Origin of the sequence: Pseudomonas sp. NPDC087690 (assembly GCF_044743175.1) — a bacterium.
GTDB lineage: Bacteria > Pseudomonadota > Gammaproteobacteria > Pseudomonadales > Pseudomonadaceae > Aquipseudomonas.
In genome coordinates, this window is sequence record NZ_JBIUVX010000005.1 from 26,692 (window position 1) to 48,953 (window position 22,262).

At 60.0% G+C, this 22,262-nt stretch carries 21 protein-coding genes; 13 read left to right on the forward strand and 8 right to left on the reverse strand.

Going from position 1 to position 22,262, the window contains the following annotated elements; all coding sequences use genetic code 11:
- Nucleotides 1-3 precede the first annotated feature (3 nt).
- The 7 genes from ACIPIZ_RS09445 (at nt 4) to hisC (ending at nt 5,875) form a co-directional block, all read left to right on the forward strand.
- Nucleotides 4-651 (forward strand): phospholipid-binding protein MlaC, encoded by a 648-nt coding sequence (locus ACIPIZ_RS09445; RefSeq protein WP_064388000.1) that lies wholly within the window; start codon nt 4-6, stop codon nt 649-651.
- Nucleotides 648-953, forward strand: a complete 306-nt coding sequence (locus ACIPIZ_RS09450) for a lipid asymmetry maintenance protein MlaB (protein WP_064387999.1) — start codon at nt 648-650, stop codon at nt 951-953. The genes ACIPIZ_RS09445 and ACIPIZ_RS09450 overlap by 4 nt, the downstream gene beginning before the upstream one ends.
- 115 nt (nt 954-1,068) lie before the next feature.
- A complete protein-coding gene (locus tag ACIPIZ_RS09455) occupies nt 1,069-1,308 on the forward strand; it encodes a BolA family protein (RefSeq protein WP_008085051.1) in 240 nt (79 codons plus the stop codon).
- Nucleotides 1,309-1,330: 22 nt separating this feature from the next.
- The gene (gene murA, locus ACIPIZ_RS09460; protein WP_007912385.1) at nt 1,331-2,596 is read left to right on the forward strand and encodes a UDP-N-acetylglucosamine 1-carboxyvinyltransferase; all 1,266 of its coding nucleotides are present in this window, start codon (nt 1,331-1,333) and stop codon (nt 2,594-2,596) included.
- A 124-nt stretch (nt 2,597-2,720) separates the two neighbouring features.
- Nucleotides 2,721-3,356, forward strand: a complete 636-nt coding sequence (gene hisG / locus ACIPIZ_RS09465; RefSeq protein ID WP_007912384.1) for an ATP phosphoribosyltransferase — start codon at nt 2,721-2,723, stop codon at nt 3,354-3,356.
- A gap of 125 nt (nt 3,357-3,481) precedes the next feature.
- On the forward strand, nt 3,482-4,819 hold the full coding sequence (hisD, locus tag ACIPIZ_RS09470) for a histidinol dehydrogenase (protein WP_064387998.1): 1,338 nt from the start codon (nt 3,482-3,484) through the stop codon (nt 4,817-4,819).
- Nucleotides 4,820-4,822: 3 nt separating this feature from the next.
- Nucleotides 4,823-5,875: a histidinol-phosphate transaminase gene (hisC, locus tag ACIPIZ_RS09475; protein ID WP_401165073.1), complete on the forward strand. Its 1,053-nt coding sequence runs from the start codon at nt 4,823-4,825 to the stop codon at nt 5,873-5,875.
- Nucleotides 5,876-5,995: 120 nt separating this feature from the next.
- On the opposite strand, the gene ACIPIZ_RS09480 is transcribed toward hisC, so the two are convergent.
- The 3 genes from ACIPIZ_RS09480 to algW form a co-directional block, all read right to left on the reverse strand.
- On the reverse strand, nt 5,996-6,715 hold the full coding sequence (locus ACIPIZ_RS09480) for a DUF4198 domain-containing protein (protein WP_401165074.1): 720 nt from the start codon (nt 6,713-6,715) through the stop codon (nt 5,996-5,998).
- A gap of 12 nt (nt 6,716-6,727) precedes the next feature.
- A complete protein-coding gene (locus tag ACIPIZ_RS09485; protein WP_401165075.1) occupies nt 6,728-8,833 on the reverse strand; it encodes a TonB-dependent siderophore receptor in 2,106 nt (701 codons plus the stop codon).
- 88 nt (nt 8,834-8,921) lie between these two features.
- On the reverse strand, nt 8,922-10,079 hold the full coding sequence (gene algW / locus ACIPIZ_RS09490; RefSeq protein ID WP_064387994.1) for a Do family serine endopeptidase AlgW: 1,158 nt from the start codon (nt 10,077-10,079) through the stop codon (nt 8,922-8,924).
- 103 nt (nt 10,080-10,182) lie between these two features.
- Here algW and ACIPIZ_RS09495 point away from each other — a divergent pair, with 103 nt between their 5' ends.
- The 3 genes from ACIPIZ_RS09495 to cysN all read left to right on the forward strand — a co-directional run bounded on the left by ACIPIZ_RS09495 (nt 10,183) and on the right by cysN (nt 14,015).
- On the forward strand, nt 10,183-10,941 hold the full coding sequence (locus tag ACIPIZ_RS09495) for a Nif3-like dinuclear metal center hexameric protein (protein ID WP_038357546.1): 759 nt from the start codon (nt 10,183-10,185) through the stop codon (nt 10,939-10,941).
- A 248-nt stretch (nt 10,942-11,189) separates the two neighbouring features.
- Nucleotides 11,190-12,107, forward strand: a complete 918-nt coding sequence (gene cysD, locus ACIPIZ_RS09500; RefSeq protein WP_401165077.1) for a sulfate adenylyltransferase subunit CysD — start codon at nt 11,190-11,192, stop codon at nt 12,105-12,107.
- A gap of 9 nt (nt 12,108-12,116) precedes the next feature.
- On the forward strand, nt 12,117-14,015 hold the full coding sequence (gene cysN / locus ACIPIZ_RS09505) for a sulfate adenylyltransferase subunit CysN (protein WP_064387993.1): 1,899 nt from the start codon (nt 12,117-12,119) through the stop codon (nt 14,013-14,015).
- Between the two features lie 285 nt (nt 14,016-14,300).
- On the opposite strand, the gene ACIPIZ_RS09510 is transcribed toward cysN, so the two are convergent.
- The 3 genes from ACIPIZ_RS09510 to ACIPIZ_RS09520 are packed head-to-tail and all read right to left on the reverse strand — an operon-like array spanning nt 14,301 to nt 17,690.
- Nucleotides 14,301-15,203: an acyltransferase gene (locus ACIPIZ_RS09510; protein WP_401165079.1), complete on the reverse strand. Its 903-nt coding sequence runs from the start codon at nt 15,201-15,203 to the stop codon at nt 14,301-14,303.
- A complete protein-coding gene (pta, locus tag ACIPIZ_RS09515) occupies nt 15,204-17,303 on the reverse strand; it encodes a phosphate acetyltransferase (protein ID WP_236430960.1) in 2,100 nt (699 codons plus the stop codon).
- Between the two features lie 60 nt (nt 17,304-17,363).
- Complete coding sequence (locus tag ACIPIZ_RS09520; protein WP_401165081.1) at nt 17,364-17,690, reverse strand: DUF3565 domain-containing protein; 327 nt, start codon at nt 17,688-17,690, stop codon at nt 17,364-17,366.
- Here ACIPIZ_RS09520 and ACIPIZ_RS09525 point away from each other — a divergent pair.
- The 3 genes from ACIPIZ_RS09525 to ACIPIZ_RS09535 all read left to right on the forward strand — a co-directional run bounded on the left by ACIPIZ_RS09525 (nt 17,659) and on the right by ACIPIZ_RS09535 (nt 20,020).
- On the forward strand, nt 17,659-18,144 hold the full coding sequence (locus tag ACIPIZ_RS09525) for a peptidylprolyl isomerase (RefSeq protein ID WP_064387989.1): 486 nt from the start codon (nt 17,659-17,661) through the stop codon (nt 18,142-18,144). The two genes, ACIPIZ_RS09520 and ACIPIZ_RS09525, sit on opposite strands and share 32 nt — an antisense overlap.
- A gap of 123 nt (nt 18,145-18,267) precedes the next feature.
- Nucleotides 18,268-18,750, forward strand: coding sequence for a glutathione peroxidase (locus ACIPIZ_RS09530; RefSeq protein ID WP_064387988.1), 483 nt, complete (start codon nt 18,268-18,270; stop codon nt 18,748-18,750).
- 166 nt (nt 18,751-18,916) lie between these two features.
- The gene (locus tag ACIPIZ_RS09535; RefSeq protein WP_105705501.1) at nt 18,917-20,020 is read left to right on the forward strand and encodes an NADH:flavin oxidoreductase; all 1,104 of its coding nucleotides are present in this window, start codon (nt 18,917-18,919) and stop codon (nt 20,018-20,020) included.
- Between the two features lie 108 nt (nt 20,021-20,128).
- On the opposite strand, the gene ACIPIZ_RS09540 is transcribed toward ACIPIZ_RS09535, so the two are convergent.
- Nucleotides 20,129-21,328 (reverse strand): glycosyltransferase family 1 protein, encoded by a 1,200-nt coding sequence (locus ACIPIZ_RS09540; protein ID WP_105705503.1) that lies wholly within the window; start codon nt 21,326-21,328, stop codon nt 20,129-20,131.
- A 53-nt stretch (nt 21,329-21,381) separates the two neighbouring features.
- A complete protein-coding gene (gene cysZ / locus ACIPIZ_RS09545) occupies nt 21,382-22,134 on the reverse strand; it encodes a sulfate transporter CysZ (protein ID WP_064387985.1) in 753 nt (250 codons plus the stop codon).
- Nucleotides 22,135-22,262: the final 128 nt, after the last annotated feature.

Consider the following 22,262-nt stretch of genomic DNA (forward strand, 5'->3'; position numbering starts at 1 on the left):
TGAATGATCTCTATCTTGCGACGCAGTCTGTTGGTGCTGTTGGCAGCCTTGCCGTTGATGGGTAACGCCGTGGCGGCTGCGACTTCGGCACACGATCTGGTGCAGGACACAACCAACCGGTTGCTGACCGACCTGGCTGCCAACAAAGAGAAATACAAGCAGGATCCGACTGATTTCTACGCCGCGCTCAACAGCATCGTCGGGCCGGTGGTGGACGCCGAAGGCATTTCCAAAAGCATCATGACGGTCAAATACTCGCGCAAGGCCACCCCTGCGCAGATGCAGACCTTCCAGGAAAACTTCAAGAAAGGACTGTTCCAGTTCTACGGCAACGCCTTGCTCGAGTACAACAACCAGGGCATCACCGTAGATCCGGCGAAGGACGAGTCGGGCGATCGCACCAGCGTCAACATGACCGTCAAGGGCAGCAACGGCGCGATCTACCCTGTGCAGTACACGCTGGAGAAGATCAACGGCGAGTGGAAGCTGCGCAACGTGATCATCAACGGCATCAACATCGGCAAGCTGTTCCGTGACCAGTTCGCCGACGCGATGCAGCGCAATGGCAACGATCTGGACAAGACCATCAATGGTTGGGCCGGTGAAGTGGCGAAGGCCAAGGAATCTACCGAAAAGAACCCAGCACAATGAGTGAGGCCGCCGTTCGTATGAGTGATGTCGATGAGCTTCTGCTCAGTGGAGTGCTGGATTACCGCACCGGCCCTGACTTGCGCAAGGAAGGCCAGGCGCTGATCAAGTCCAGCAAGGCCTCATCGCTGGTCATCGATTGCTCGGCGGTGAAGAAATCCAGCAGCGTCGGCTTGTCGTTGCTGCTGTGCTTCATGCGTGATGCCCAGGCAGCTGGCAAGGCCGTGAGCATCCGCGCGATGCCCGAAGACATGCGCGAAATCGCCCAGGTCAGTGAACTGACCGAGCTGTTGGCGCACCCCTGAACCCGCATCTATAAAGAAGCCCCCCGTCAGAGTCCTGCCATGCGGGGTTCGCAGGCGCGGGGCTTTTTTGTATGATGTCCGACCCGTGCGCACAGGGCGCCGATTGAGGTTGAGCATGCAGGCCGTAGAAGTGAAGAGCTTCCTTGAAGGAAAGCTGCCCGGAACGTTGGTAGAAGTTGAGGGCGAAGGCTGCAATTTCCAGCTGAACGTGATTAGCGATGAACTGGCGGCGTTGAGCCCGGTGAAGCGTCAGCAGCAGGTCTATGCCCATTTGAACCCGTGGATCACCGATGGCAGCATCCACGCGGTCACTATGAAATTTTTCAGCAGCGCGGCCTGGGCCGAGCGCACCTGAGCCTAAGGGCGTCGAGATTCTTATGGATAAATTGATTATTACCGGTGGCGCTCGTCTTGATGGCGAAATCCGCATTTCCGGCGCAAAAAACTCCGCCCTGCCGATCCTGGCCGCCACCCTGCTGTGCGATGGCCCGGTGACCGTTGGCAACTTGCCGCACCTGCACGACATCACCACCATGATCGAGCTGTTCGGTCGTATGGGCATTGAGCCGGTGATCGACGAGAAACTCAGCGTCGAAATCGACCCGCGCACCATCAAGACCCTGATCGCCCCGTACGAACTGGTGAAAACCATGCGTGCGTCGATCCTGGTACTGGGCCCGATGGTTGCCCGTTTCGGTGAAGCCGAAGTGGCACTGCCTGGCGGTTGCGCCATCGGTTCGCGCCCGGTCGACCTGCACATCCGTGGTCTTGAAGCCATGGGCGCGGTCATCGACGTCGAAGGCGGCTACATCAAGGCCAAGGCGCCTGAAGGCGGCTTGCGCGGTGCACACTTCTTCTTCGATACCGTCAGTGTGACCGGTACCGAGAACATCATGATGGCCGCGGCTCTGGCCAAGGGCCGCAGCGTGCTGCAGAACGCCGCCCGCGAGCCTGAAGTGGTTGACCTGGCGAACTTCCTCAACGCCATGGGCGCCAAGGTTTCCGGCGCTGGCACCGACACCATCACCATCGATGGCGTCGAGCGTCTGGGTTCGGCTTTCTACAAGGTCATGCCTGACCGTATCGAAACCGGCACCTACCTGGTGGCTGCTGCCGTGACCGGTGGTCGCGTCAAGGTCAAGGACACCGATCCGACCATCCTCGAAGCCGTTCTGGAAAAACTCCGTGAAGCCGGCGCAGAAATCACCTGCGGTGAAGACTGGATCGAGCTGAACATGCACGGCAAGCGTCCGAAAGCAGTCAACGTGCGCACTGCGCCGTACCCTGCATTCCCGACTGACATGCAAGCGCAGTTCATTTCGCTCAACGCCATTGCCGAAGGCACTGGTGCGGTGATCGAGACGATCTTCGAAAACCGTTTCATGCACGTGTACGAACTGCACCGCATGGGCGCCAAGATCCAGGTCGAAGGCAACACGGCCATCGTCACCGGTACTGAAGTCCTCAAGGGCGCGCCAGTGATGGCCACCGACCTGCGTGCTTCGGCCAGCCTGGTGATCTCGGCACTGGTTGCTGAAGGCGACACGCTGATCGACCGCATCTACCACATCGACCGTGGTTACGAGTGCATCGAAGAAAAACTGCAGATGCTGGGCGCCAAGATCCGTCGCGTTCCGGGCTGATTGCTGGATTGGGACACAGGGACGTGTCCACTGAGTTTAAGAGTCGAGCCGGTTTCCGGCTCGATGTGTGTCCGGCGCCGATTGCGACCGGACATGAGTACCTTGATAAGGACTGACGTTTCCCATGTTGACCATCGCACTGTCCAAGGGCCGCATCCTTGACGACACCCTGCCGCTTCTCGCCGAAGCGGGCATCGTGCCGACCGAGAATCCGGACAAGAGCCGCAAGCTGATCATCCCCACGACCCAGGACGACGTTCGTCTGCTGATCGTGCGCGCTACCGATGTGCCGACTTATGTCGAGCATGGCGCGGCCGATTTGGGCGTTGCCGGTAAAGACGTGCTGATGGAATACACCGGCCAGGGTCTTTACGAACCACTGGATCTGCAGATTGCCCAGTGCAAACTGATGACCGCCGGCAAGATCGGCGCGCCGGAGCCCAAGGGCCGTCTGCGCGTAGCGACCAAGTTCGTCAACGTTGCCAAGCGTTACTACGCCGAGCAGGGCCGTCAGGTCGACATCATCAAGCTGTACGGCTCGATGGAGCTGGCGCCACTGATCGGTCTGGCTGACAAGATCATCGACGTGGTCGACACCGGCAACACCTTGCGCGCCAACGGCCTGGAACCTCAGGAACTGATCGCCACGATCAGCTCGCGCCTGGTGGTCAACAAGGCTTCGATGAAAATGCAACATGCCCGAATCCAGGCGTTGATCGATACCCTGCGCAACGCAGTGGAATCGCGACACCGCGGCTGATTTACCTGCGCGACCCCAGGTCGCGCCGTCTATCCGCCTCATAGCCAGAATTCTCAGGTGCCTAAGCGGATCGAATGATAGTTTCGGGCGCCTGAGTTTTTTGCCATTCCTATGAGGCTCTCGCTATGACCGCAACGACTGCAATTCGCCGACTCAACGCTGCTGACCCGGATTTCGCGCATCATCTGGATCATCTGCTGAGCTGGGAAAGTGTGTCTGACGATTCGGTCAATCAGCGGGTGCTGGACATCATCAAAGCTGTGCGCGAGCGTGGTGACGCGGCGCTGGTCGAGTTCACCCAGAAATTCGACGGCCTCGAAGTGGCCTCGATGGCTGACCTGATCCTGCCGCGTGAACGTCTCGAGCTGGCCCTGACGCGCATCACTGTGCCACAGCGCGAAGCACTGGAAAAAGCCGCCGCCCGCGTGCGCAGCTACCACGAAAAACAGAAGCAGGATTCGTGGAGCTACACCGAGGCAGACGGCACCGTGCTCGGCCAGAAGGTCACGCCACTGGATCGCGCCGGTCTGTACGTGCCGGGTGGCAAGGCGTCGTACCCGTCGTCGGTGTTGATGAACGCGATTCCGGCCAAGGTCGCCGGTGTGACCGAAGTGGTCATGGTCGTGCCGACCCCGCGCGGTGAAATCAACGAACTGGTGCTGGCGGCCGCTTGCATCGCTGGCGTTGACCGCGTCTTCACCATCGGCGGTGCGCAAGCCGTCGCTGCGTTGGCCTACGGCACCGAAAGCGTGCCGAAAGTCGACAAGGTCGTTGGCCCGGGCAACATCTATGTCGCCACCGCCAAGCGCCACGTGTTCGGTCAGGTCGGCATCGACATGATCGCCGGCCCTTCGGAAATCCTCGTGGTGTGCGACGGCCAGACCGATCCAGACTGGATCGCCATGGACCTGTTCTCGCAAGCCGAGCACGACGAAGATGCGCAGGCGATTCTGGTCAGTCCGGACGCCGAGTTCCTCGACAAGGTTGCCGCCAGCATCGACAAACTGCTGCCGACCATGGATCGCGCGACCATCATCGAAACGTCGATCAATGGCCGTGGTGCGCTGATTCACGTGAAGGACATGGCGCAGGCCATCGAAGTCGCCAACCGCATCGCTCCGGAGCACTTGGAGTTGTCGGTTGCCGACCCACAGGCCTGGCTGCCGCAGATCCGCCACGCCGGCGCGATCTTCATGGGCCGTCACACATCGGAAGCGCTGGGCGATTACTGCGCAGGCCCGAACCACGTATTGCCGACTTCCGGCACTGCGCGGTTTTCGTCGCCGCTGGGTGTGTATGACTTCCAGAAGCGTTCATCGATCATCTTTTGCTCCGAGGCCGGTGCTTCCGAGCTGGGTAAAACGGCATCGGTACTGGCCCGTGGCGAATCGCTGAGCGCCCACGCGCGCAGCGCCGAGTACCGCATCAAAGACGCAGACTTTCTAAAAGGGCAGGGGAACTGAGCGATGAGCAAATTCTGGAGCCCGTTCGTTAAAGATCTGGTGCCGTACGTGCCGGGCGAACAGCCGAAGCTGACCAAACTGGTCAAGCTCAATACCAACGAAAACCCGTACGGCCCATCGCCAAAAGCCTTGGCGGCGATGCAGGTCGAACTCAACGACAACCTGCGCCTGTACCCGGACCCGAACAGCGATCTGCTGAAAACTGCGGTCGCCAACTACTACGGCGTGCAGAGCAATCAAGTGTTCCTCGGCAACGGTTCGGACGAAGTGCTCGCGCACATTTTCCACGGTTTGCTGCAACACGATCAGCCGCTGTTGTTCCCGGACATCAGCTACAGCTTCTATCCGGTTTACTGCGGTCTGTACGGCATCGAGTTCGACGCGGTGCCGCTGGACGCGCAGTTCCAGATTGACCCGGCCGACTACGCCAAGCCGAACGGCGGGATCATTTTTCCCAACCCGAACGCACCGACCGGTTGCCTGCTGGCGCTGGAAGCGGTCGAGCAAATCCTCAAGGCCAGCGCGGATTCGGTGGTTGTGGTGGATGAGGCTTACATCGACTTCGGCGGCGAGACGGCAATCAGTCTGGTGGACCGTTATCCGAACCTGCTGGTAACGCAGACCCTTTCCAAATCGCGCTCGCTGGCGGGCTTGCGCGTTGGTCTGGCGGTCGGGCATCCGGATCTGATCGAGGCGCTGGAGCGGATCAAGAACAGCTTCAACTCGTATCCGCTGGATCGTCTGGCGATTGTTGGTGCGGCAGCCGCCTTCGAGGATCGCGAGTATTTCGCCAATACGTGCCGACTGGTGATCGAGAGCCGTGAGTGGGTGATCGCGCAGTTGCAGGCCAAGGGGTTTGACGTGTTGCCGTCGGCGGCGAACTTCATTTTCGCCCGGCATCCACGCCATGATGCGGCGGGGCTGGCGGCCAAGCTGCGTGAGCAGGGCGTGATCGTGCGGCACTTCAAGCAGGAGCGGATTGCGCAGTTTTTGCGGATTTCGATTGGCACGCCGGAGCAGAATCAGGCGCTGATCGACGGCCTCGGCGACCTCTGAATCACCGCTGCACCCTGTAGGAGTGAGCCTGCTCGCGATGCGTTTCAGCATTCAACATGTTAGTTGAATGACGCACTGCAATCGCGAGCAGGCTCACTCCTACAGGGGGATTTGTGGTGGTTACTCGTGATGCGGCTCGCCAAGGAAAGTCAGTGAGGTAAACAACCCACGACTATCCACATCCGCGCTGCCTTTCACCGGCACCTCAACCTGCGCCGCAATCACATTTAACCCTTCATTCCTCACCAACACTTGGGCGCGGCCGTCCTTGTCAGTCTCGGTGCTCAACGTGTTCGGCGCACTGCGATAATCACCAATCAACTTCACCCCGGCCGCCGGTTTGCCATCGAGCCACACCCGCACCGGCAATGACTTGCCCGGACCAACGGTCAGCGGATCAACCTCCGGCAGAATCAGCAACTTGATCTGATCAAGCTTGGGTAACTTCGCCCCCGGCTGATAAATCGCCAGACTGTATTTAAACGTCTCGGTTGCCTCGACAGCGCCCGGCACTTTGCTGCGACCTTCGTTGACCCACTTTTTGTCGGTGGTTTGCGACCACATGCCGTTATTCAGCGCCACGGCCATCACCGCAGGCGCCTTCAAAGGTTTCAAACGCGCGTGATCCGCCAGACGCTCGACGCTGACCGGAATCATCTTGCCGCCCCCGTCATAAGCCCACGCGCCGCTGATTTTCTGTGCCTTGAACGCGTTGTCTTCAGCGCCGTGGCCATAGACCACTTCGATGTTGCCACGCCGTTGTTCGGTCCACAGGCCATGGGCCGAAACCTGGCCTGCGAACAAAGCGGCGATGAGCACAGAGGTTTTGCCGTATTGCATGGTGACGTCCTTTTACAGGTTGAGTGTCAGGCTGACGGTGAAGTTGCGCGGTTCGCCGGGGTTGACCCAGTAGTTGCTGTAGGAGCGCTCGTAGTACTTCTCGTCGAAGAGGTTGTTCAGGTTCAGGCCGACGGTGACGTTGTCGCTGGCCTTGTAATGCGCGAGCAGGTCGACGGTCTGGTAGGCCGGCAATTCAAAATCGCTGCCGGCTTCACCCGAGCGGTCGCCGACATAAGTGAACGCGGCGCCGACGTCCGAGCCGCGCAAATGCCCATCCTGAAACTCATAAACCCCAAGCAGGCTGCCGCTGCGCTTGGCCACGCCGAGGATGCGGCTGCCGGTGGGAATTACCGCGTCGCCTTGGGTCACTTCGGCGTCGATCCAGGCAAAGGCGCCGATGATCCGCACGGCTTCGGTGACTTGCCCGGTGACTTGCCAATCGAAACCGCGACTGCGCGCCTTGCCCATCGCGCGGCTGGTGTCGGTGCCAGGGTCGAGGGCGAGGACGTTTTCCTTGTCGATGTGGAAGAAGGCGAGGGTGCTGCTCAGGCGCTCGTCGAACAGTTCGTTCTTGATCCCGACTTCGTAGCCGACGCCTTCTTCTGGGTCGAAGGATTTGCCGGAGGCGTCGAGGCCGTTGTTCGGTTTGAACGAGGTCGAGGCGTTGGCGAACAGGCCGGTGTTCGGCGTCAGTTGGTAGAGCAGGCCGGCGCGCTGGGTGAGGGCAGCGTGACGCTGGTTGCTCGTGGCGTGGCGGCTGTGATCGTCGATGTGCTGATCGAAATGCTCGAAGCGTGCGCCGATCATCCCGCGCAGTTTGTCGGTGAAGACGATCTGATCCTGCAGGTTCAGCGCATGGCTTTCGACGTGTTCGAACGTATCCGTGCCCGAGCGGGCGCCGTTGGGTTTTGGCTGGCCGTAGATCGGTTTGTAGATGTCGATGGCGTAGGGGCCGCCGGCAATGGTGGTGACACGTTCGTTCTTGCGGAAGTTTTCGTACTCGGTGCCGATCAGCAGTTCGTGCTGCCACGGACCGAGGTCGAACAGACCGCGCAGCTCCAGTTGGGTGATGCTGTCATGCCAGTTGGTATCACGCTCGCGATAGCGGCGGTTGACGGTGTGGCCATCGGCGTTCAACGGACGGGATTCAGAGGCGTCGCCCCAGAGTTTGCCTTCCTTGTAGTGACTGGCCAGGCGCAGTTTCCAACTGTCATTGAGGTGATGTTCGAGCGTGGCCTGCAGCAGATTGTTGCGGTTATCGATGTTGCCGTCGTTGGGCTCGCCGAGGAAGGTCGAGCGCGACACGCCGCTCCATTTGTTGTTCGGTGCGACGATGCCGCGATCGAAGGTCGAGCTGTGGCGGACGATTTCGCTTTCCACCAGCAACGAGGTGTCCGGGTTCAGTTGCCAACTGATCGAAGGCGCAACGAATACGCGCTGGCTGTCGACGTGGTCGCGGAAGCTGTTGTTGTCTTCGACCGCGAGGTTGATGCGCGAGAGCACATTGCCGTGATCATCCAGCGGCGTGTTGACGTCCAGCGCGGTGCGATAGCGGTCCCAACTGCCGGCGCTGGTTTGCAACGTGGTGAAGGCTTCGGGCTGCGGTTTCTTGGTGACGATGTTCACTGTGCCGCCGGGATCGCCGCGGCCGTACAGACTGGCGGCGGGGCCTTTAAGCACTTCGATGCGCTCGATATTGGCTGCATCCGGCGTGCTCGGATAACCCCGGTTGGCGCTGAAACCGTCCTTGTAGAACTCCGAGGTGGTGAAGCCGCGCACGCTGTACTCGTAAAGGGTCAGGCCGCCGAAGTTGTTCTGCTTCGATACACCGCCGGCAAAATCCAGCGCGCGTTCGACGCTGGTGCTGCCCAGATCCTTGAGCACGCTGGCGGGCACCACGCTGATTGCCTGCGGGATATCGCGGATCGCCGTGTCGGTTTTGGTCGCGCTGGACGAGCGCGTAGCGCGATAGCCTTTGACCGGGCCAGTCGGCGATTCGTAGTCGGAGATGACGCTGATGGCGTCGAGTTCGAGGGGTTTTGATTCTTCGGCGAAGGCTGGATCGACCAGCAAGCCAAGGCTCATACCGAGCAGGGAGGCCTTTGTTCGAGACGACATGTTATGTTGTTCCAATTCTTAGAATTGAAACAATATAACATGCCTTTTGAGAATGTCTTTTATTCGCGCATCTGGCGCGAGAAAAGTTTTACTCTTCTTTTTCTTTCACCGGCGCCGGTGGCGGACGCAGGCCGATTTCAGCCGTGAGCTTCAGCTCTTTGCCGTTGCGCATCACCTGAATGGTCACTTTGTCCGTCGGTTTGATGCGCGCCACCTGGTTCATCGAACGACGACCATCGCCGGCCGGCTCGCCATCAATGCTCAGAATCACATCACCCAATTGCAGGCCAGCTTTCTGCGCCGGGCCATCACGGAAGATCCCCGCAACGACAATCCCCGGACGTCCGGACAGACCAAACGACTCGGCCAGCTCTTGCGTCAGCGGCTGCACTTCAATGCCCAGCCAGCCGCGAATCACCTGACCGTGCTCGATGATCGACTTCATCACTTCCATCGCCAGTTTCACCGGGATCGCAAAGCCAATGCCCTGCGAACCGCCGGACTTGGAGAAGATCGCCGTGTTGATGCCAGTAAGGTTGCCGTTGGCATCGACCAGCGCGCCGCCGGAGTTGCCTGGGTTGATCGCCGCGTCGGTCTGGATGAAGTCTTCGTAGTTATTCAGGCCCAGTTGGTTGCGGCCGGTGGCGCTGATGATACCCATGGTCACCGTCTGGCCGACGCCGAACGGGTTGCCGATGGCCAGCGCGACGTCGCCGATGCGAATGTTGTCGGAGCGGCCGACGGTGATCGCCGGCAGGGTTTTCAGGTCGATCTTCAACACCGCGAGATCGGTTTCCGGATCGCTGCCAATCACCCGGGCGAGGGTTTCACGGCCATCCTTTAATGCGACAACAATTTGGTCGGCACCGCTGGTCACGTGGTTGTTGGTGAGGATGTAGCCTTCCGGGCTCATGATCACGCCGGAGCCGAGGCTCGATTCCATGCGTTTCTGCTTCGGCGAGTTGTCCCCGAAGAAACGGCGGAACTGCGGATCCTCAAACAACGGATGCGCCGGTTTGTTGATGACTTTGGTGGTGTACAGGTTGACCACCGAGGGCGCCGCGATGGTCACCGCATCGGCGTAGGACACCGGGCCCTGCTGCACGCTGGTGGTTTGCGGGGCCTGTTGCAGGTTGACGTCGAGGCTCGGCAGCCCGACCCACTGCGGGTAACGCTGAATAATCAACAGAGCGATAAGCACGCCGGCCAACAGCGGCCAGCCCATAAAACGCAGCGCCTTGAACATTAAGCACGTCCTGGAAGAGTTGCAGGCGGGGTCAGACCGCCCATAATGTCGCGCATTATACGAGGCCGCGCGTGCCTCTGAACGGGATATTTAGGAGTCTTTCATGGCCGTTGCCCTCAGCACCCTCGTCGAAGAAGCCGACCGTTACCTTGGCAGTGCGAAAATTGCCGATTATTGCCCGAATGGATTGCAGGTCGAAGGCCGTCCGCAGGTGATGCGCATTGTCAGCGGCGTCACCGCCAGCCAGGCGTTGCTCGATGCAGCCGTCGAGGCCGAGGCCGATCTGGTGCTGGTGCATCACGGTTATTTCTGGAAGGGCGAAAACCCGTGCATCACCGGCATGAAGCAGCGTCGACTGAAGACCCTGCTCAAGCACGACATCAGTCTGCTTGCGTACCACCTGCCGCTGGATTTGCATCCGGATGTCGGCAATAACGTGCAGCTTGCTCGCCAACTGGACATCACCGTCGAAGGACCACTGGATCCGGATAACCTGAAAATCGTCGGCCTTGTCGGGTCTTTGAAAGAGCCGATGACCGCCCGCGATTTCGCCCGCAAGGTGCAGGAAGTCATGGGGCGCGAGCCGCTGCTGATTGAAGGCAATCCGATGATCCGTCGAGTCGGCTGGTGCACTGGCGGCGGCCAAGGCTACATCGATCAAGCCGTCGCCGCAGGCGTCGATCTGTATTTGAGCGGTGAAGCGTCCGAGCAGACTTTCCACAGCGCGCGCGAGAACGACATCAGCTTCATCGCCGCCGGCCACCACGCCACCGAACGCTACGGCGTGCAGGCGCTGGGCGATTACCTGGCAAAACGCTTCGCCGTCGAACACATCTTCATCGACTGCCCCAACCCGATCTGAATCCACCGCATTTCCCCTGTAGGAGTGAGCCTGCTCGCGATAGCTTTGTCACATTCAAGATAGCGGTGACTGACACACCGCTATCGCGAGCAGGCTCACTCCTACAGGGGTGGACGGCCGAACTGGCAGGCATATTCATATACCCTTTCGATCTAGTTGGCGTCCTGATTAGAAGAGGTCGCTGTGCTAGGATTCCTCGCTCGAACACGGCCCGCTGGCCGTTCATAAGAAAGCTTTCGTGAGTAGCCATGGTCGACAAACTGACGCATCTGAAACATCTGGAGTCTGAAAGCATCCTCATAATCCGCGAGTTGGCCGCCGAGTTCGATAACCCGGTGATGATGTACTCCATCGGTAAAGACTCCTCCGTGATGCTGAACCTGGCACGCAAGGCGTTCTTCCCGGGCAAACTGCCGTTTCCGGTGATGCACGTCGACACCCGCTGGAAATTCCAGGAGATGTACAAGTTCCGCGACAAGATGGTCGAAGAACTGGGCCTGGACCTGATCACCCACATCAACCCCGATGGCGTGGCGCAGAACATCAACCCGTTCATCCACGGCAGCGCCAAGCACACCGACATCATGAAAACCGAGGGCCTGAAGCAGGCGCTCGACAAGCATGGTTTCGACGCAGCCTTCGGCGGTGCCCGTCGCGATGAAGAGAAATCCCGCGCCAAAGAGCGCGTGTACTCGTTCCGCGACAGCAAGCACCGCTGGGATCCGAAAAACCAGCGCCCGGAGCTGTGGAACGTCTACAACGGCAAGGTCAACAAGGGCGAATCCATTCGTGTGTTCCCGCTGTCGAACTGGACCGAACTGGACATCTGGCAGTACATCTACCTCGAAGGCATCCCGATTGTGCCGCTGTACTTCGCCGCCGAACGCGAAGTGATCGAGAAGAACGGCACGCTGATCATGATCGACGACGAGCGCATCCTCGAGCACCTGTCCGACGAAGACAAAGCGCGCATCGTCAAAAAGAAAGTGCGTTTCCGTACCCTTGGCTGCTACCCGTTGACGGGTGCCGTGGAGTCCGAGGCCGAAAGCCTCACGGACATCATTCAAGAAATGCTCCTGACGCGAACTTCCGAGCGCCAGGGCCGAGTCATCGACCACGATGGCGCAGGCTCAATGGAAGACAAAAAACGTCAAGGCTATTTCTAAGGGGCTGTCATGTCGCACGTATCTGATTTGATCAGCGAGGACATCCTCGCCTACCTGGGCCAGCACGAACGTAAAGAGCTGCTGCGCTTTTTGACTTGCGGTAACGTCGATGACGGCAAGAGCACCCTGATCGGGCGCCTGCTGCACGACTCGAAGATGATCTACGAAGATCACCTCGAGGCGATCACCCGCGACTCGAAGAAAGTCGGCACCACCGGTGACGACATCGACCTGGCGTTGCTGGTCGACGGCCTGCAGGCCGAGCGCGAGCAGGGCATCACCATTGATGTCGCCTATCGCTATTTCTCCACCGCCAAACGCAAATTCATCATCGCCGACACCCCCGGCCATGAGCAGTACACCCGCAACATGGCCACCGGTGCATCAACCTGTGACCTGGCGATCATTCTGGTCGACGCGCGTTACGGCGTGCAGACCCAGACCCGTCGCCACAGCTTCATCGCCTCCCTGTTGGGTATCAAACACATCGTTGTTGCCATCAACAAGATGGACTTGAAGGGCTTCGATGAAGGCGTGTTCGAGTCGATCAAGGCCGACTACCTGAAGTTTGCCGAAGGCTTGAAGATGAAGCCGACCAGCATGCACTTCGTGCCGATGTCAGCCCTCAAAGGCGACAACGTGGTGAACAAGTCCGAGCGCTCGCCTTGGTACAAAGGCCAGTCGCTGATGGAAATTCTCGAGACCGTGGAAGTCGCGGGCGATCGCAACTTCACCGATCTGCGTTTCCCGGTGCAGTACGTCAACCGTCCGAACCTGAACTTCCGTGGTTTCGCCGGCACGCTGGCCAGCGGCATCGTCAAGAAAGGCGACGAAGTCGTGGTGCTGCCGTCGGGCAAGAGCAGCCGCGTGAAATCCATCGTCACCTTCGAAGGTGAACTGGAACACGCCGGTCCAGGTCAGGCAGTGACGCTGACCATGGAAGACGAAATCGACATCTCCCGTGGCGACCTGCTGGTGCATGCCGACAACGTGCCGCCGGTTACCGACAGCTTCGAAGCGATGCTGGTGTGGATGGCTGAAGAGCCGATGCTGCCGGGCAAGAAATACGACATCAAACGCGCCACCAGTTACGTGCCAGGCTCGATCGCCAGCATCGTCAACAAGGTCGACGTCAACACGTTGGAAGAAGGCCCGGCGAGCGCGTTGCAGCTCAACGAAATCGGCAAGGTGAAGATCGCGCTCGACGCGCCGATCGCCCTCGACGGTTACGAAAGCAACCGCACCACCGGCGCGTTCATCATCATCGACCGTTTGACCAATGGCACCGTTGGCGCCGGCATGATCGTCGCCCAGCCGGTGACCCATGGCACTGCCACGCACCACGGCAAACTGGCGCATGTTGCGACTGAAGAGCGTGCTCAGCGCTTTGGTCAGCAACCGGCGACCGTGCTGTTCAGCGGCCTGTCGGGCGCGGGGAAGAGCACGCTGGCTTATGCGGTCGAGCGCAAGCTGTTCGACATGGGGCGTGCGGTGTTTGTACTGGATGGTCAGAACCTGCGTCACGACCTCAATAAAGGTCTGCCACAGGATCGCGCCGGGCGTACCGAGAACTGGCGTCGTGCCGCGCACGTGGCGCGTCAGTTCAACGAAGCCGGTCTGCTGACTCTGGCCGCGTTCGTTGCGCCGAGTGCTGAAGGCCGCGAGCAAGCCAAGGATCTGATCGGCAAGGATCGTCTGCTGACGGTCTACGTGCAGGCCTCGCCGGCCGTGTGCGCCGAGCGTGATCCGCAAGGTCTGTATGCCGCCGCTGGCGACAACATCCCGGGCGAATCCTTCCCGTACGACGTGCCGCTGAATGCCGATCTGGTGATCGACACGCAGACACTGAGTCTGGAAGAAAGCGTCAAGCAAGTGCTGGATCTGCTGCGTCAGCGTGGCGCGATCTAAGCAATAAAGCAGCGGCAAGCTTCGAGTTTCAAGCTGCAAGAAAAAGCCCGCCGATGAGTAGTCATCGGCGGGCTTTTTTGTCGCTTTGAGAATGTCAAAAGATCGCAGCCTTCGGCAGCTCCTAGAGGATGTACGTCGATCCAATGCAGGAGCTGCCGAAGGCTGCGATCTTTTCGTGATCGTTCCCACGCTCTGCGTGGGAACGCAGCCCGGGACGCTCCGCGTCCCCTCTAAAGCGGACGCAGAGCGTCCAGTGAGGCATTCCCACGCGGAGCGTGGGAACGATCATACGGAAGGATATTCGCGGTGCATCTGTTCCAGCAGCGCATCCTTGTCCAGCCACAGCTGATTGATCCATCCCTGAAACTGCAAACGATATTCGCCGTCCTGATCGTAGTTCTTGCCGATGAACTGCTGTGGAATCTTCAGCTCTTCAAAGTGCACCACAACATCACGCACATTACCGCAGAGCAAATCCCAGAACCCCGGACGCCCGGCCGGATAGTGAATGGTCACGTTGACGATCGACTCCAGTTGCTCGCCCATCGCATCCAGCACAAAGGCAATCCCGCCAGCCTTGGGCTTGAGCAGGTACTTGAACGGCGACTGCTGCTGCGCATGCTTGCCGTCGGTAAAGCGCGTGCCCTCGACGAAGTTGAAAATCCCCACCGGGTTATTGCGAAACTTCGCACACGTCTTGCGCGTGGTTTCGAGGTCTTTGCCTTTCTTCTCCGGGTGCTTGGCCAGGTACGCCTTGGAGTAGCGCTTCATGAACGGAAAGCCCAGTGCCCACCACGCCAGACCGATAACCGGCACCCAGATCAGCTCCTGCTTGAGGAAGAATTTCAGCGGCTGAATCCGGCGGTTGAGCACGTATTGCAGCACCAGAATATCGACCCAGCTCTGGTGGTTGCTGGTGATCAGATACGAGTGCTGATAGTCGAGGCCTTGCAAGCCGCTGAGGTGCCAGCGCGTGCGGCGCACCAGGTTCATCCAGCCCTTGTTATTGCTGATCCACGCTTCATGGGTGTGGCTCATCAGCCACCCGGCGATGCGCTGGGTGAAGGCAAACGGCAACGCCTTGACCAGCGCCACGCAGAACAGAAACGAGCAGAGCAGAATCGTGTTGAGGGCCAACAGCAGCGAGGCGATCACGCCGCGCACGGGTGCAGGTAGAAAATCCAGCATTTACACATCCATAGGTCGGTTGGCGGCTTGAATCGCGGTGAGGGCGATGGTGTAGACGATGTCATCGACTTGCGCGCCGCGCGGCAAGTCATTCACTGGTTTGCGCAGGCCTTGCAGCATCGGCCCGAGGCTGACGCAATCGGCGCTGCGTTGCACCGCTTTGTGGGTGGTGTTGCCGGTGTTCAGATCGGGGAACACAAACACCGTAGCGCGACCGGCGACCTGACTGTTCGGCGCCAATTGCCGGGCGACTTCTGCGTTGGCCGCAGCGTCGTATTGCAGCGGGCCGTCGATCAGCAGCGAGTGTTGTTGCTCGTGGGCGAGCAGGGTGGCCTCGCGGACTTTCTCGACTTCCTCGCCAGTCGCCGATTCGCCGCTGGAGTAACTGATCATCGCCACGCGCGGGGTGATGCCGAATGCCGCTGCCGAGTCGGCGCTTTGCAACGCGATCTCGGCCAGTTCCGTAGCGCTCGGGTGCGGGTTCATCACGCAGTCGCCGTAGACCAGCACTTCCTCCGGAAACAGCATAAAGAACACCGACGACACCAACGTGCAGCCCGGTGCGGTCTTGATCAGTTGCAGAGCCGGGCGGATGGTGTTGGCGGTGGTGTTGATCACGCCCGAGACCAGCCCGTCGACTTCATCCAGCGCGAGCATCATGGTGCCGATCACCACGGTGTCTTCCAGTTGCTGCTCGGCCATCGGCGCATTAAGGCTTTTGGTTTTGCGCAGGGCTACCATCGGCTCGACATAGCGCTCGCGGATCAGATCGGGATCAAGAATCTCCAGCCCAGGCGGCAAGACGATGCCTTGGGCGCGGGCGACGGCTTCGACGTCTTCCGGTTTCGCCAGCAACACGCAACGGGCGATCCCGCGCTCCTGACAGATCGCCGCCGCTTGCACAGTGAACGGCTCGCTGCCTTCGGGCAGGACGATGCGTTTGTTCGCCGCTTGCGCGCGCTGGATCAATTGATAACGGAACACCGCCGGCGACAGGCGCATTTCCCGTGGCGTGCCGCAACGCTGATGCAGCCATTTGGCGTCGAGATGGCTGGCGACGAAATCGGTGATGATCTCCGCGCGCTCGCGGTCATCAATGGGGATTTCCTTGTTCAAACCGTTGAGCAGGTTGGCCGTGTCGTAAGAGCCAGTGCTCACCGACAACACCGGCAAACCGGCCTGCAACGCGCCACGGCACAGATCCATGATGCGCGGATCCGGCAGCGTGTCGCTGGTCAGCAGCAGGCCGGCCAGCGGCACGCCGTTGATCGCCGCGAGGCTGACGGCGAGGATGATGTCGTCGCGATCCCCTGGCGTCACGACCAGCACTCCGGGCTTGAGCAGCTCGACGGTGTTGCGCATGGTCCGTGCGCAAATGATGATTTTGGTCATCCGTCGGGTTTCGTAGTCGCCGGCATTGAGCACTTGCGCGCCCATCAGGTCGGCGACGTCGCGGGTGCGTGGTGCGTTGAGTTCGGGTTGGAACGGGATGCAACCGAGCAAGCGGAAATCACCGCTGCGCAGCAACGGCGAATGCTCTTTCAGACGCGTGGCGAAGGCGTCCATGCTCTCGTCGGTTTTGACCTTGTTGAGGATCACGCCGAGGACTTTCGGGTCTTTCGGCCCGCCGAACAATTGCGCCTGCAATTCGACCCGGCCGGAGAGCTCGGCGAGCACTTCGTTTTCCGGCGCCGAGACCAGAATCACCTCGGCGTCGAGGCTCTTGGCCAGGTGCAAGTTGACCCGTGCGGCGTAGCTGGCGCTGCGGGTCGGCACCATGCCTTCGACGACCAGCACGTCTTTGCCAATGGCCGCTTGCTGATAGAGGGTGATGATTTCTTCAAGCAGTTCATCGAGCTGACCGTCGCCGAGCATCCGCTCGACGTGGGCCAGGCCCAGCGGTTGCGGCGGTTTCAGACCGTGGGTGCGTGCCACCAGTTCGGTGGAGCGTTCAGGCCCGGTGTCGCCCGGATGCGGCTGGGCAATCGGCTTGAAGAAGCCGACTTTGAGGCCTGCGCGCTCAAGCGTGCGCACCAGCCCGAGGCTGATGGAGGTCAGACCCACGCCAAAATCGGTGGGGGCGATAAAAAAAGTTTGCATGCGAATTCTCTAAAGTTGCATGGCAATGGCGGTCGCTTATGTCTGACGACCTACCGAAATTCAGTCGCCAAGGTTATCGCTAACCGAGCCTTGTGCGCACCAACCGCAGGCAAAGGGTTGGCCTATTTTTTCAATACGTTGCGCCGGGTCGAGCACCCAGGCGCGGGATTGCCACGGCGGCTGGTGGCGCAGGTGCTGGGTGTGGCCACAGGAAAGCTCGACCACCCAATGAGCGTCTTCGTCCTGATGGAAGCCTGTGATCGTCGAAACCCGTTTGTCCGGGTTGTGTTCGCTTTCGCGCGATTGCTTCGCTAAACTTGGCCTTTCTATATTCTTCTGCAAAAGGTCTCGCCACATGCTGATCGCCGCCAATAAGGCTGTCTCCATCGACTATACCCTGACCAACGACGCTGGTGAGGTCATCGACAGCTCCGCCGGCGGCGCTCCGCTGGTCTACCTGCAAGGCGCAGGCAACATCATCCCGGGCCTGGAAAAAGCGCTGGAAGGCAAAACGGTTGGTGACGAACTGGAAGTCGCCGTTGAACCGGAAGACGCTTACGGCGAATACGCCGCCGAGCTGGTCAGCACCCTGAGCCGCAGCATGTTCGAAGGCGTTGACGAGCTGGAAGTCGGCATGCAGTTCCACGCTTCGGCGCCGGACGGCCAGATGCAGATCGTCACCATCCGTGACCTCGACGGCGACGACGTGACCGTCGACGGCAACCACCCGTTGGCCGGTCAGCGCCTGAACTTCAAAGTGAAGATCGTTGACATCCGTGATGCCAGCCAGGAAGAAATCGCTCATGGCCACGTCCATGGCGAAGGTGGCCATCACCACTGATTTTCTGCGCTAAGCTTCGAGTACTGGAGAGGCGCCTGCGGGCGCCTTTTTAGTCCGCGGCTGTCCTTGGTGGCCTCGCCAAGTGGCTGTTTCGAGTAGAACATCGGAATCCTGGAGTTCGTCATGAGTGCTTTTCACGACCTTAAGTTGACAGCCCTGGATGGTCAGGAGCTACCGCTGGCGCCGTTCAAGGGCCAAGTCGTGCTGGTGGTCAACGTCGCCTCCAAGTGCGGCTTGACCCCTCAGTACGCGGCGCTGGAAAACCTCTATCAGCAATTCAAAGGCAAAGGCTTCAGTGTGCTGGGCCTGCCGTGCAACCAGTTTGCCGGCCAGGAACCCGGTTCTGAAAAGGAAATTCAGGATTTCTGCAGCCTTAACTATGGCGTGACGTTTCCGTTGTCGAGCAAGCTCGAAGTCAACGGTCACGAACGGCATCAGCTCTATCGCCTGCTGGCGGGCGAGGGCGCGGAGTTTCCCGGTGACATCACCTGGAATTTCGAAAAGTTTTTGCTCGGCAAGGACGGCCGCGTATTGGCGCGATTCTCGCCGCGCACGGCGCCGGATGATCCGACCATTGTTCATGCGATTGAAAAAGCGCTGAGCTGAAACAGCAAGATCAAAAGATCGCAGCCTTCGGCAGCTCCTACACGGGACTGACGGGGCTGCGGTCTTTTCGTTTCTGATCCTTAATCACCCAAATCAATAGTGCTGTTCAACGGCTTCGACTCTCCATATTATCGCCGTCATAAAGCCTTTTCTGTGGAGCCCTTCGATGCCCGTTCAAGCCTTGTTCAAACCCTTCCACCTCGGTGCCCTCGAACTGCCGACCCGCGTGGTCATGGCGCCGATGACCCGCTCCTTCTCCCCGGGTGGCGTGCCGAATTCGAAAGTCATTGAGTACTACCGCCGTCGCGCAGCCGCCGGTGTCGGCCTGATCATCACCGAAGGCACCACCGTCGGCCACATCGCCTCCAACGGTTACCCGAACGTGCCGCAATTCTTTGGTGAAGCGCCGTTGGCCGGCTGGAAGAAAGTCGTCGACGCTGTTCACGCTGAAGGCGGCAAGATCGTTCCGCAACTCTGGCATGTCGGCAGCGTACGCCGCATCGGCACCGAGCCGGACGCCAGCGTGCCGGCTTACGGTCCGTCGGAAAAACTCAAGGACGGTCAGGTCGTGGTGCACGGCATGACCCAACAGGACATCAAGGACGTAATCGCCGCATTCGCCCAAGCCGCCAAGGACGCACAAAGCATCGGTATGGACGGCGTGGAAATCCACGGTGCCCACGGCTATCTGGTCGACCAGTTCTTCTGGGAAGGCAGCAACCAGCGCACCGACGAATACGGCGGCAGCCTGGCCAATCGTTCACGTTTCGCCATCGAGCTGATTCAAGCGGTGCGTGCGGCAGTCGGCGAAGGTTTCCCGATCATCTTCCGCTTCTCGCAGTGGAAGCAGCAGGATTACACCGCGCGTCTGGTGCAAACCCCAGAAGCACTGGGCGAGTTCCTCAAGCCTTTGTCTGACGCCGGCGTGGATATTTTCCACTGCTCGACGCGGCGTTTCTGGGAGCCGGAGTTCGACGGCTCCGAGCTGAACCTGGCGGGCTGGACCCGCAAGCTGACCGGCAAACCGACCATCACCGTCGGCAGTGTTGGCCTCGATGGCGAGTTCCTGCAATTCATGGTCAACACCGACAAGGTCGCGCAACCGGCCAGTCTGGAGAATCTGCTGGAGCGTCTGAACAAAGAGGAATTCGATCTGGTGGCCGTGGGCCGTGCGTTGCTGGTCGACCCGGACTGGGCGCAAAAAGTTCGCGAAGGGCGTGAGCAGGATATTCTGCCGTTCAGCCGTGAGGCGTTGATGACGCTGGTTTAAGCGGCGTTCTCAATGATCCCTTCGCGAGCAGGCTCACTCCTACAATTGGAATGCGTTCCCCTGTAGGAGTGAGCCTGCTCGCGATGACGGTCTCCGAGTCGCCTGAACTCAAGGCAATGTCTGCGCATTCGGCACCACTTGCTCCCCCACACAAGCCCCACGCAAGTGCTCCTCAAACTGCTCAATGATCGCCGCCCACCCCTGGCGACTCGCATGCTGCCGCGCATTCAAACGCACGCAGCGCAACGCTTCATCCTCCTCCAGCAACCACGCCGCCGCCTCACAAAACGCCTGCTCATCACCCGGCATCGCCAGCACGCCGTTGTAGCCATGGCGAACATGTTGCGCCGCCGCAGCCTGATCGTAAGCCACCACACCCAACCCTGAAGCCAACGCCTCCAGCACCACATTGCCGAAGGTTTCCGTCAGGCTTGGAAACACAAACAGATCCCCGGACGCATAGTGCGCCGCCAACGCTTCACCGCGCTGCGCACCGCAGAAAATCGCCTCGGGCAGTTCCTTTTCCAGCGCTAACCGTTGCGGACCGTCGCCAACCACGATCAGTTTCAGATTGCGCTGTGGATAACTGCTGCGCAGGGTGTCGAAACTGCGCTTGAGCAAGCCCAGATTTTTCTCCGGGGCGAGGCGTCCTACGTGAATCACGGCGATATCGCGCTCGCCCAGCCCCCATTGCTCACGCAAGGCATTCAGGCGTTTGCTCGGATGAAACAACTGGCTGTCGACACCACGCGACAACAACGCCAACCGCTCGAAATGCCGCCGCTCCAGCTCCAGGCGTTGGCTGACACTCGGCACCAGCGTCATGGCCGAACGATTGTGAAACCAGCGCAGATAATGCGTGAGCATCCGCGTCAGCAAGCCGAGGCCGTACTGACTGGTGTACTGCTGAAAATTGGTATGGAAACCGCTGACCACCGAAATCCCCAAACGGCGCGCCGCCCGCAGCGCCGACAACCCGAGCGGGCCTTCCGTGGCGATGTACAGCACATCGGGACGCTGGCGCTTCCAGCGCCGCAGCAGTTTATGCATCGACGACTGCCCCCATTGCAGCCCCGGGTACCCCGGCAGTGGCCAGCCCCGACATAACAGGAGCGCATCATCCTCACTGCGCTGCGGATCGCCGGCCTGACGCGGGCGCACCAATTCGACCTGATGCCCACGCGCGCGCAGTCCATCGCACAAGCGGCCAAGCGTATTGGCCACGCCGTTGATTTCCGGTGGGAAGGTTTCGCTGATCAGGGTGATATGTAGAGCTGTCGTCATGGCCTCAGTGTCGGCTGAGGCCATGTCGTGCTTGTGACGTTCGGATGATGGATTTGTGACGCGCGGTCGGTCAGCGCTTAGCGCTGCGTTACCAGGTTCTCGGCACCGCGCTCACGCACCCAGAACAGCGTTGCGCCAGCGACAGCCGCCGGCATCATCAGAATGTTGACCACCGGAATCAGCAGCACCAGATAGACGATCCCGCCAAAACTCATGCTCTGCCAGCGCTTCTGCCGCAGCCAGGCGAGCATCTCGTTCCAGCCCAGTTTGTGGTTGTCCGCCGGGTAGTCGATGTACTGGATCGCCATCATCCATACGCCGAACAGCAGCCACAGCGGTGCAGCGATGATGTTTACCACCGGGATGAACGAGAGGATGAACAGACCGATCGCGCGGGGCAGGAAGTAGCCCAGTTTGCGCATTTCCCGGGCGAGGGTGCGCGGGACCATCGCAATCAGTTCACCCCAGCTGAACGCCGGAAAGTCATCGGTGCCGCGCACCACCACTTCGACTTTTTCCGCAAGGAAACCGTTGAACGGCGCGGCGATGACGTTGGCGAGCATGGTGAAGGTGAAGAACACCATCAGCGCCACCAGCACCACGAACAAAGGCCAGAGGATGTAACTGAGGAAACTCAGCCATTCGGGCAGCGACGGCATCAGCGTATCGACCCAGAGGCTGAACTGGTGGCCGGCCAGATAAATCAATCCGACGAACAGCACCAGGTTGATCAGCAGCGGCAACAACACGAACAGGCGCAAGCCTGGGCTCAAGACCAGTTTGAGGCCTTCGCGCAGGTATTGCGGGCCGGACAGAACGGGGGCGGGCATAAGGTGCTCCGAGCAAGGGAAAACGCGCCGACCTTACCGACTTTGCACGGGTGGCGAAAGCGCGGCAGAGCGATCGACATTCACTGTAACAAAGACGTCCATCTCGTCAGTGTGTCGGCATAGAGACC

What these genes read in the sequence shown, in the direction of transcription:
- ACIPIZ_RS09445 (WP_064388000.1), top strand. Translation starts at nt 4, where the DNA reads ATGATCTCTATCTTGCGACGCAGTCTGTTGGTGCTGTTGGCAGCCTTG.
- ACIPIZ_RS09450 (WP_064387999.1), top strand. Translation starts at nt 648, where the DNA reads ATGAGTGAGGCCGCCGTTCGTATGAGTGATGTCGATGAGCTTCTGCTC.
- ACIPIZ_RS09455 (WP_008085051.1), top strand. Translation starts at nt 1,069, where the DNA reads ATGCAGGCCGTAGAAGTGAAGAGCTTCCTTGAAGGAAAGCTGCCCGGA.
- murA (WP_007912385.1), top strand. Translation starts at nt 1,331, where the DNA reads ATGGATAAATTGATTATTACCGGTGGCGCTCGTCTTGATGGCGAAATC.
- hisG (WP_007912384.1), top strand. Translation starts at nt 2,721, where the DNA reads ATGTTGACCATCGCACTGTCCAAGGGCCGCATCCTTGACGACACCCTG.
- hisD (WP_064387998.1), top strand. Translation starts at nt 3,482, where the DNA reads ATGACCGCAACGACTGCAATTCGCCGACTCAACGCTGCTGACCCGGAT.
- hisC (WP_401165073.1), top strand. Translation starts at nt 4,823, where the DNA reads ATGAGCAAATTCTGGAGCCCGTTCGTTAAAGATCTGGTGCCGTACGTG.
- ACIPIZ_RS09480 (WP_401165074.1), bottom strand. Translation starts at nt 6,715, where the DNA reads ATGCAATACGGCAAAACCTCTGTGCTCATCGCCGCTTTGTTCGCAGGC.
- ACIPIZ_RS09485 (WP_401165075.1), bottom strand. Translation starts at nt 8,833, where the DNA reads ATGTCGTCTCGAACAAAGGCCTCCCTGCTCGGTATGAGCCTTGGCTTG.
- algW (WP_064387994.1), bottom strand. Translation starts at nt 10,079, where the DNA reads ATGTTCAAGGCGCTGCGTTTTATGGGCTGGCCGCTGTTGGCCGGCGTG.
- ACIPIZ_RS09495 (WP_038357546.1), top strand. Translation starts at nt 10,183, where the DNA reads ATGGCCGTTGCCCTCAGCACCCTCGTCGAAGAAGCCGACCGTTACCTT.
- cysD (WP_401165077.1), top strand. Translation starts at nt 11,190, where the DNA reads ATGGTCGACAAACTGACGCATCTGAAACATCTGGAGTCTGAAAGCATC.
- cysN (WP_064387993.1), top strand. Translation starts at nt 12,117, where the DNA reads ATGTCGCACGTATCTGATTTGATCAGCGAGGACATCCTCGCCTACCTG.
- ACIPIZ_RS09510 (WP_401165079.1), bottom strand. Translation starts at nt 15,203, where the DNA reads ATGCTGGATTTTCTACCTGCACCCGTGCGCGGCGTGATCGCCTCGCTG.
- pta (WP_236430960.1), bottom strand. Translation starts at nt 17,303, where the DNA reads ATGCAAACTTTTTTTATCGCCCCCACCGATTTTGGCGTGGGTCTGACC.
- ACIPIZ_RS09525 (WP_064387989.1), top strand. Translation starts at nt 17,659, where the DNA reads ATGCTGATCGCCGCCAATAAGGCTGTCTCCATCGACTATACCCTGACC.
- ACIPIZ_RS09520 (WP_401165081.1), bottom strand. Translation starts at nt 17,690, where the DNA reads ATGGAGACAGCCTTATTGGCGGCGATCAGCATGTGGCGAGACCTTTTG.
- ACIPIZ_RS09530 (WP_064387988.1), top strand. Translation starts at nt 18,268, where the DNA reads ATGAGTGCTTTTCACGACCTTAAGTTGACAGCCCTGGATGGTCAGGAG.
- ACIPIZ_RS09535 (WP_105705501.1), top strand. Translation starts at nt 18,917, where the DNA reads ATGCCCGTTCAAGCCTTGTTCAAACCCTTCCACCTCGGTGCCCTCGAA.
- ACIPIZ_RS09540 (WP_105705503.1), bottom strand. Translation starts at nt 21,328, where the DNA reads ATGGCCTCAGCCGACACTGAGGCCATGACGACAGCTCTACATATCACC.
- cysZ (WP_064387985.1), bottom strand. Translation starts at nt 22,134, where the DNA reads ATGCCCGCCCCCGTTCTGTCCGGCCCGCAATACCTGCGCGAAGGCCTC.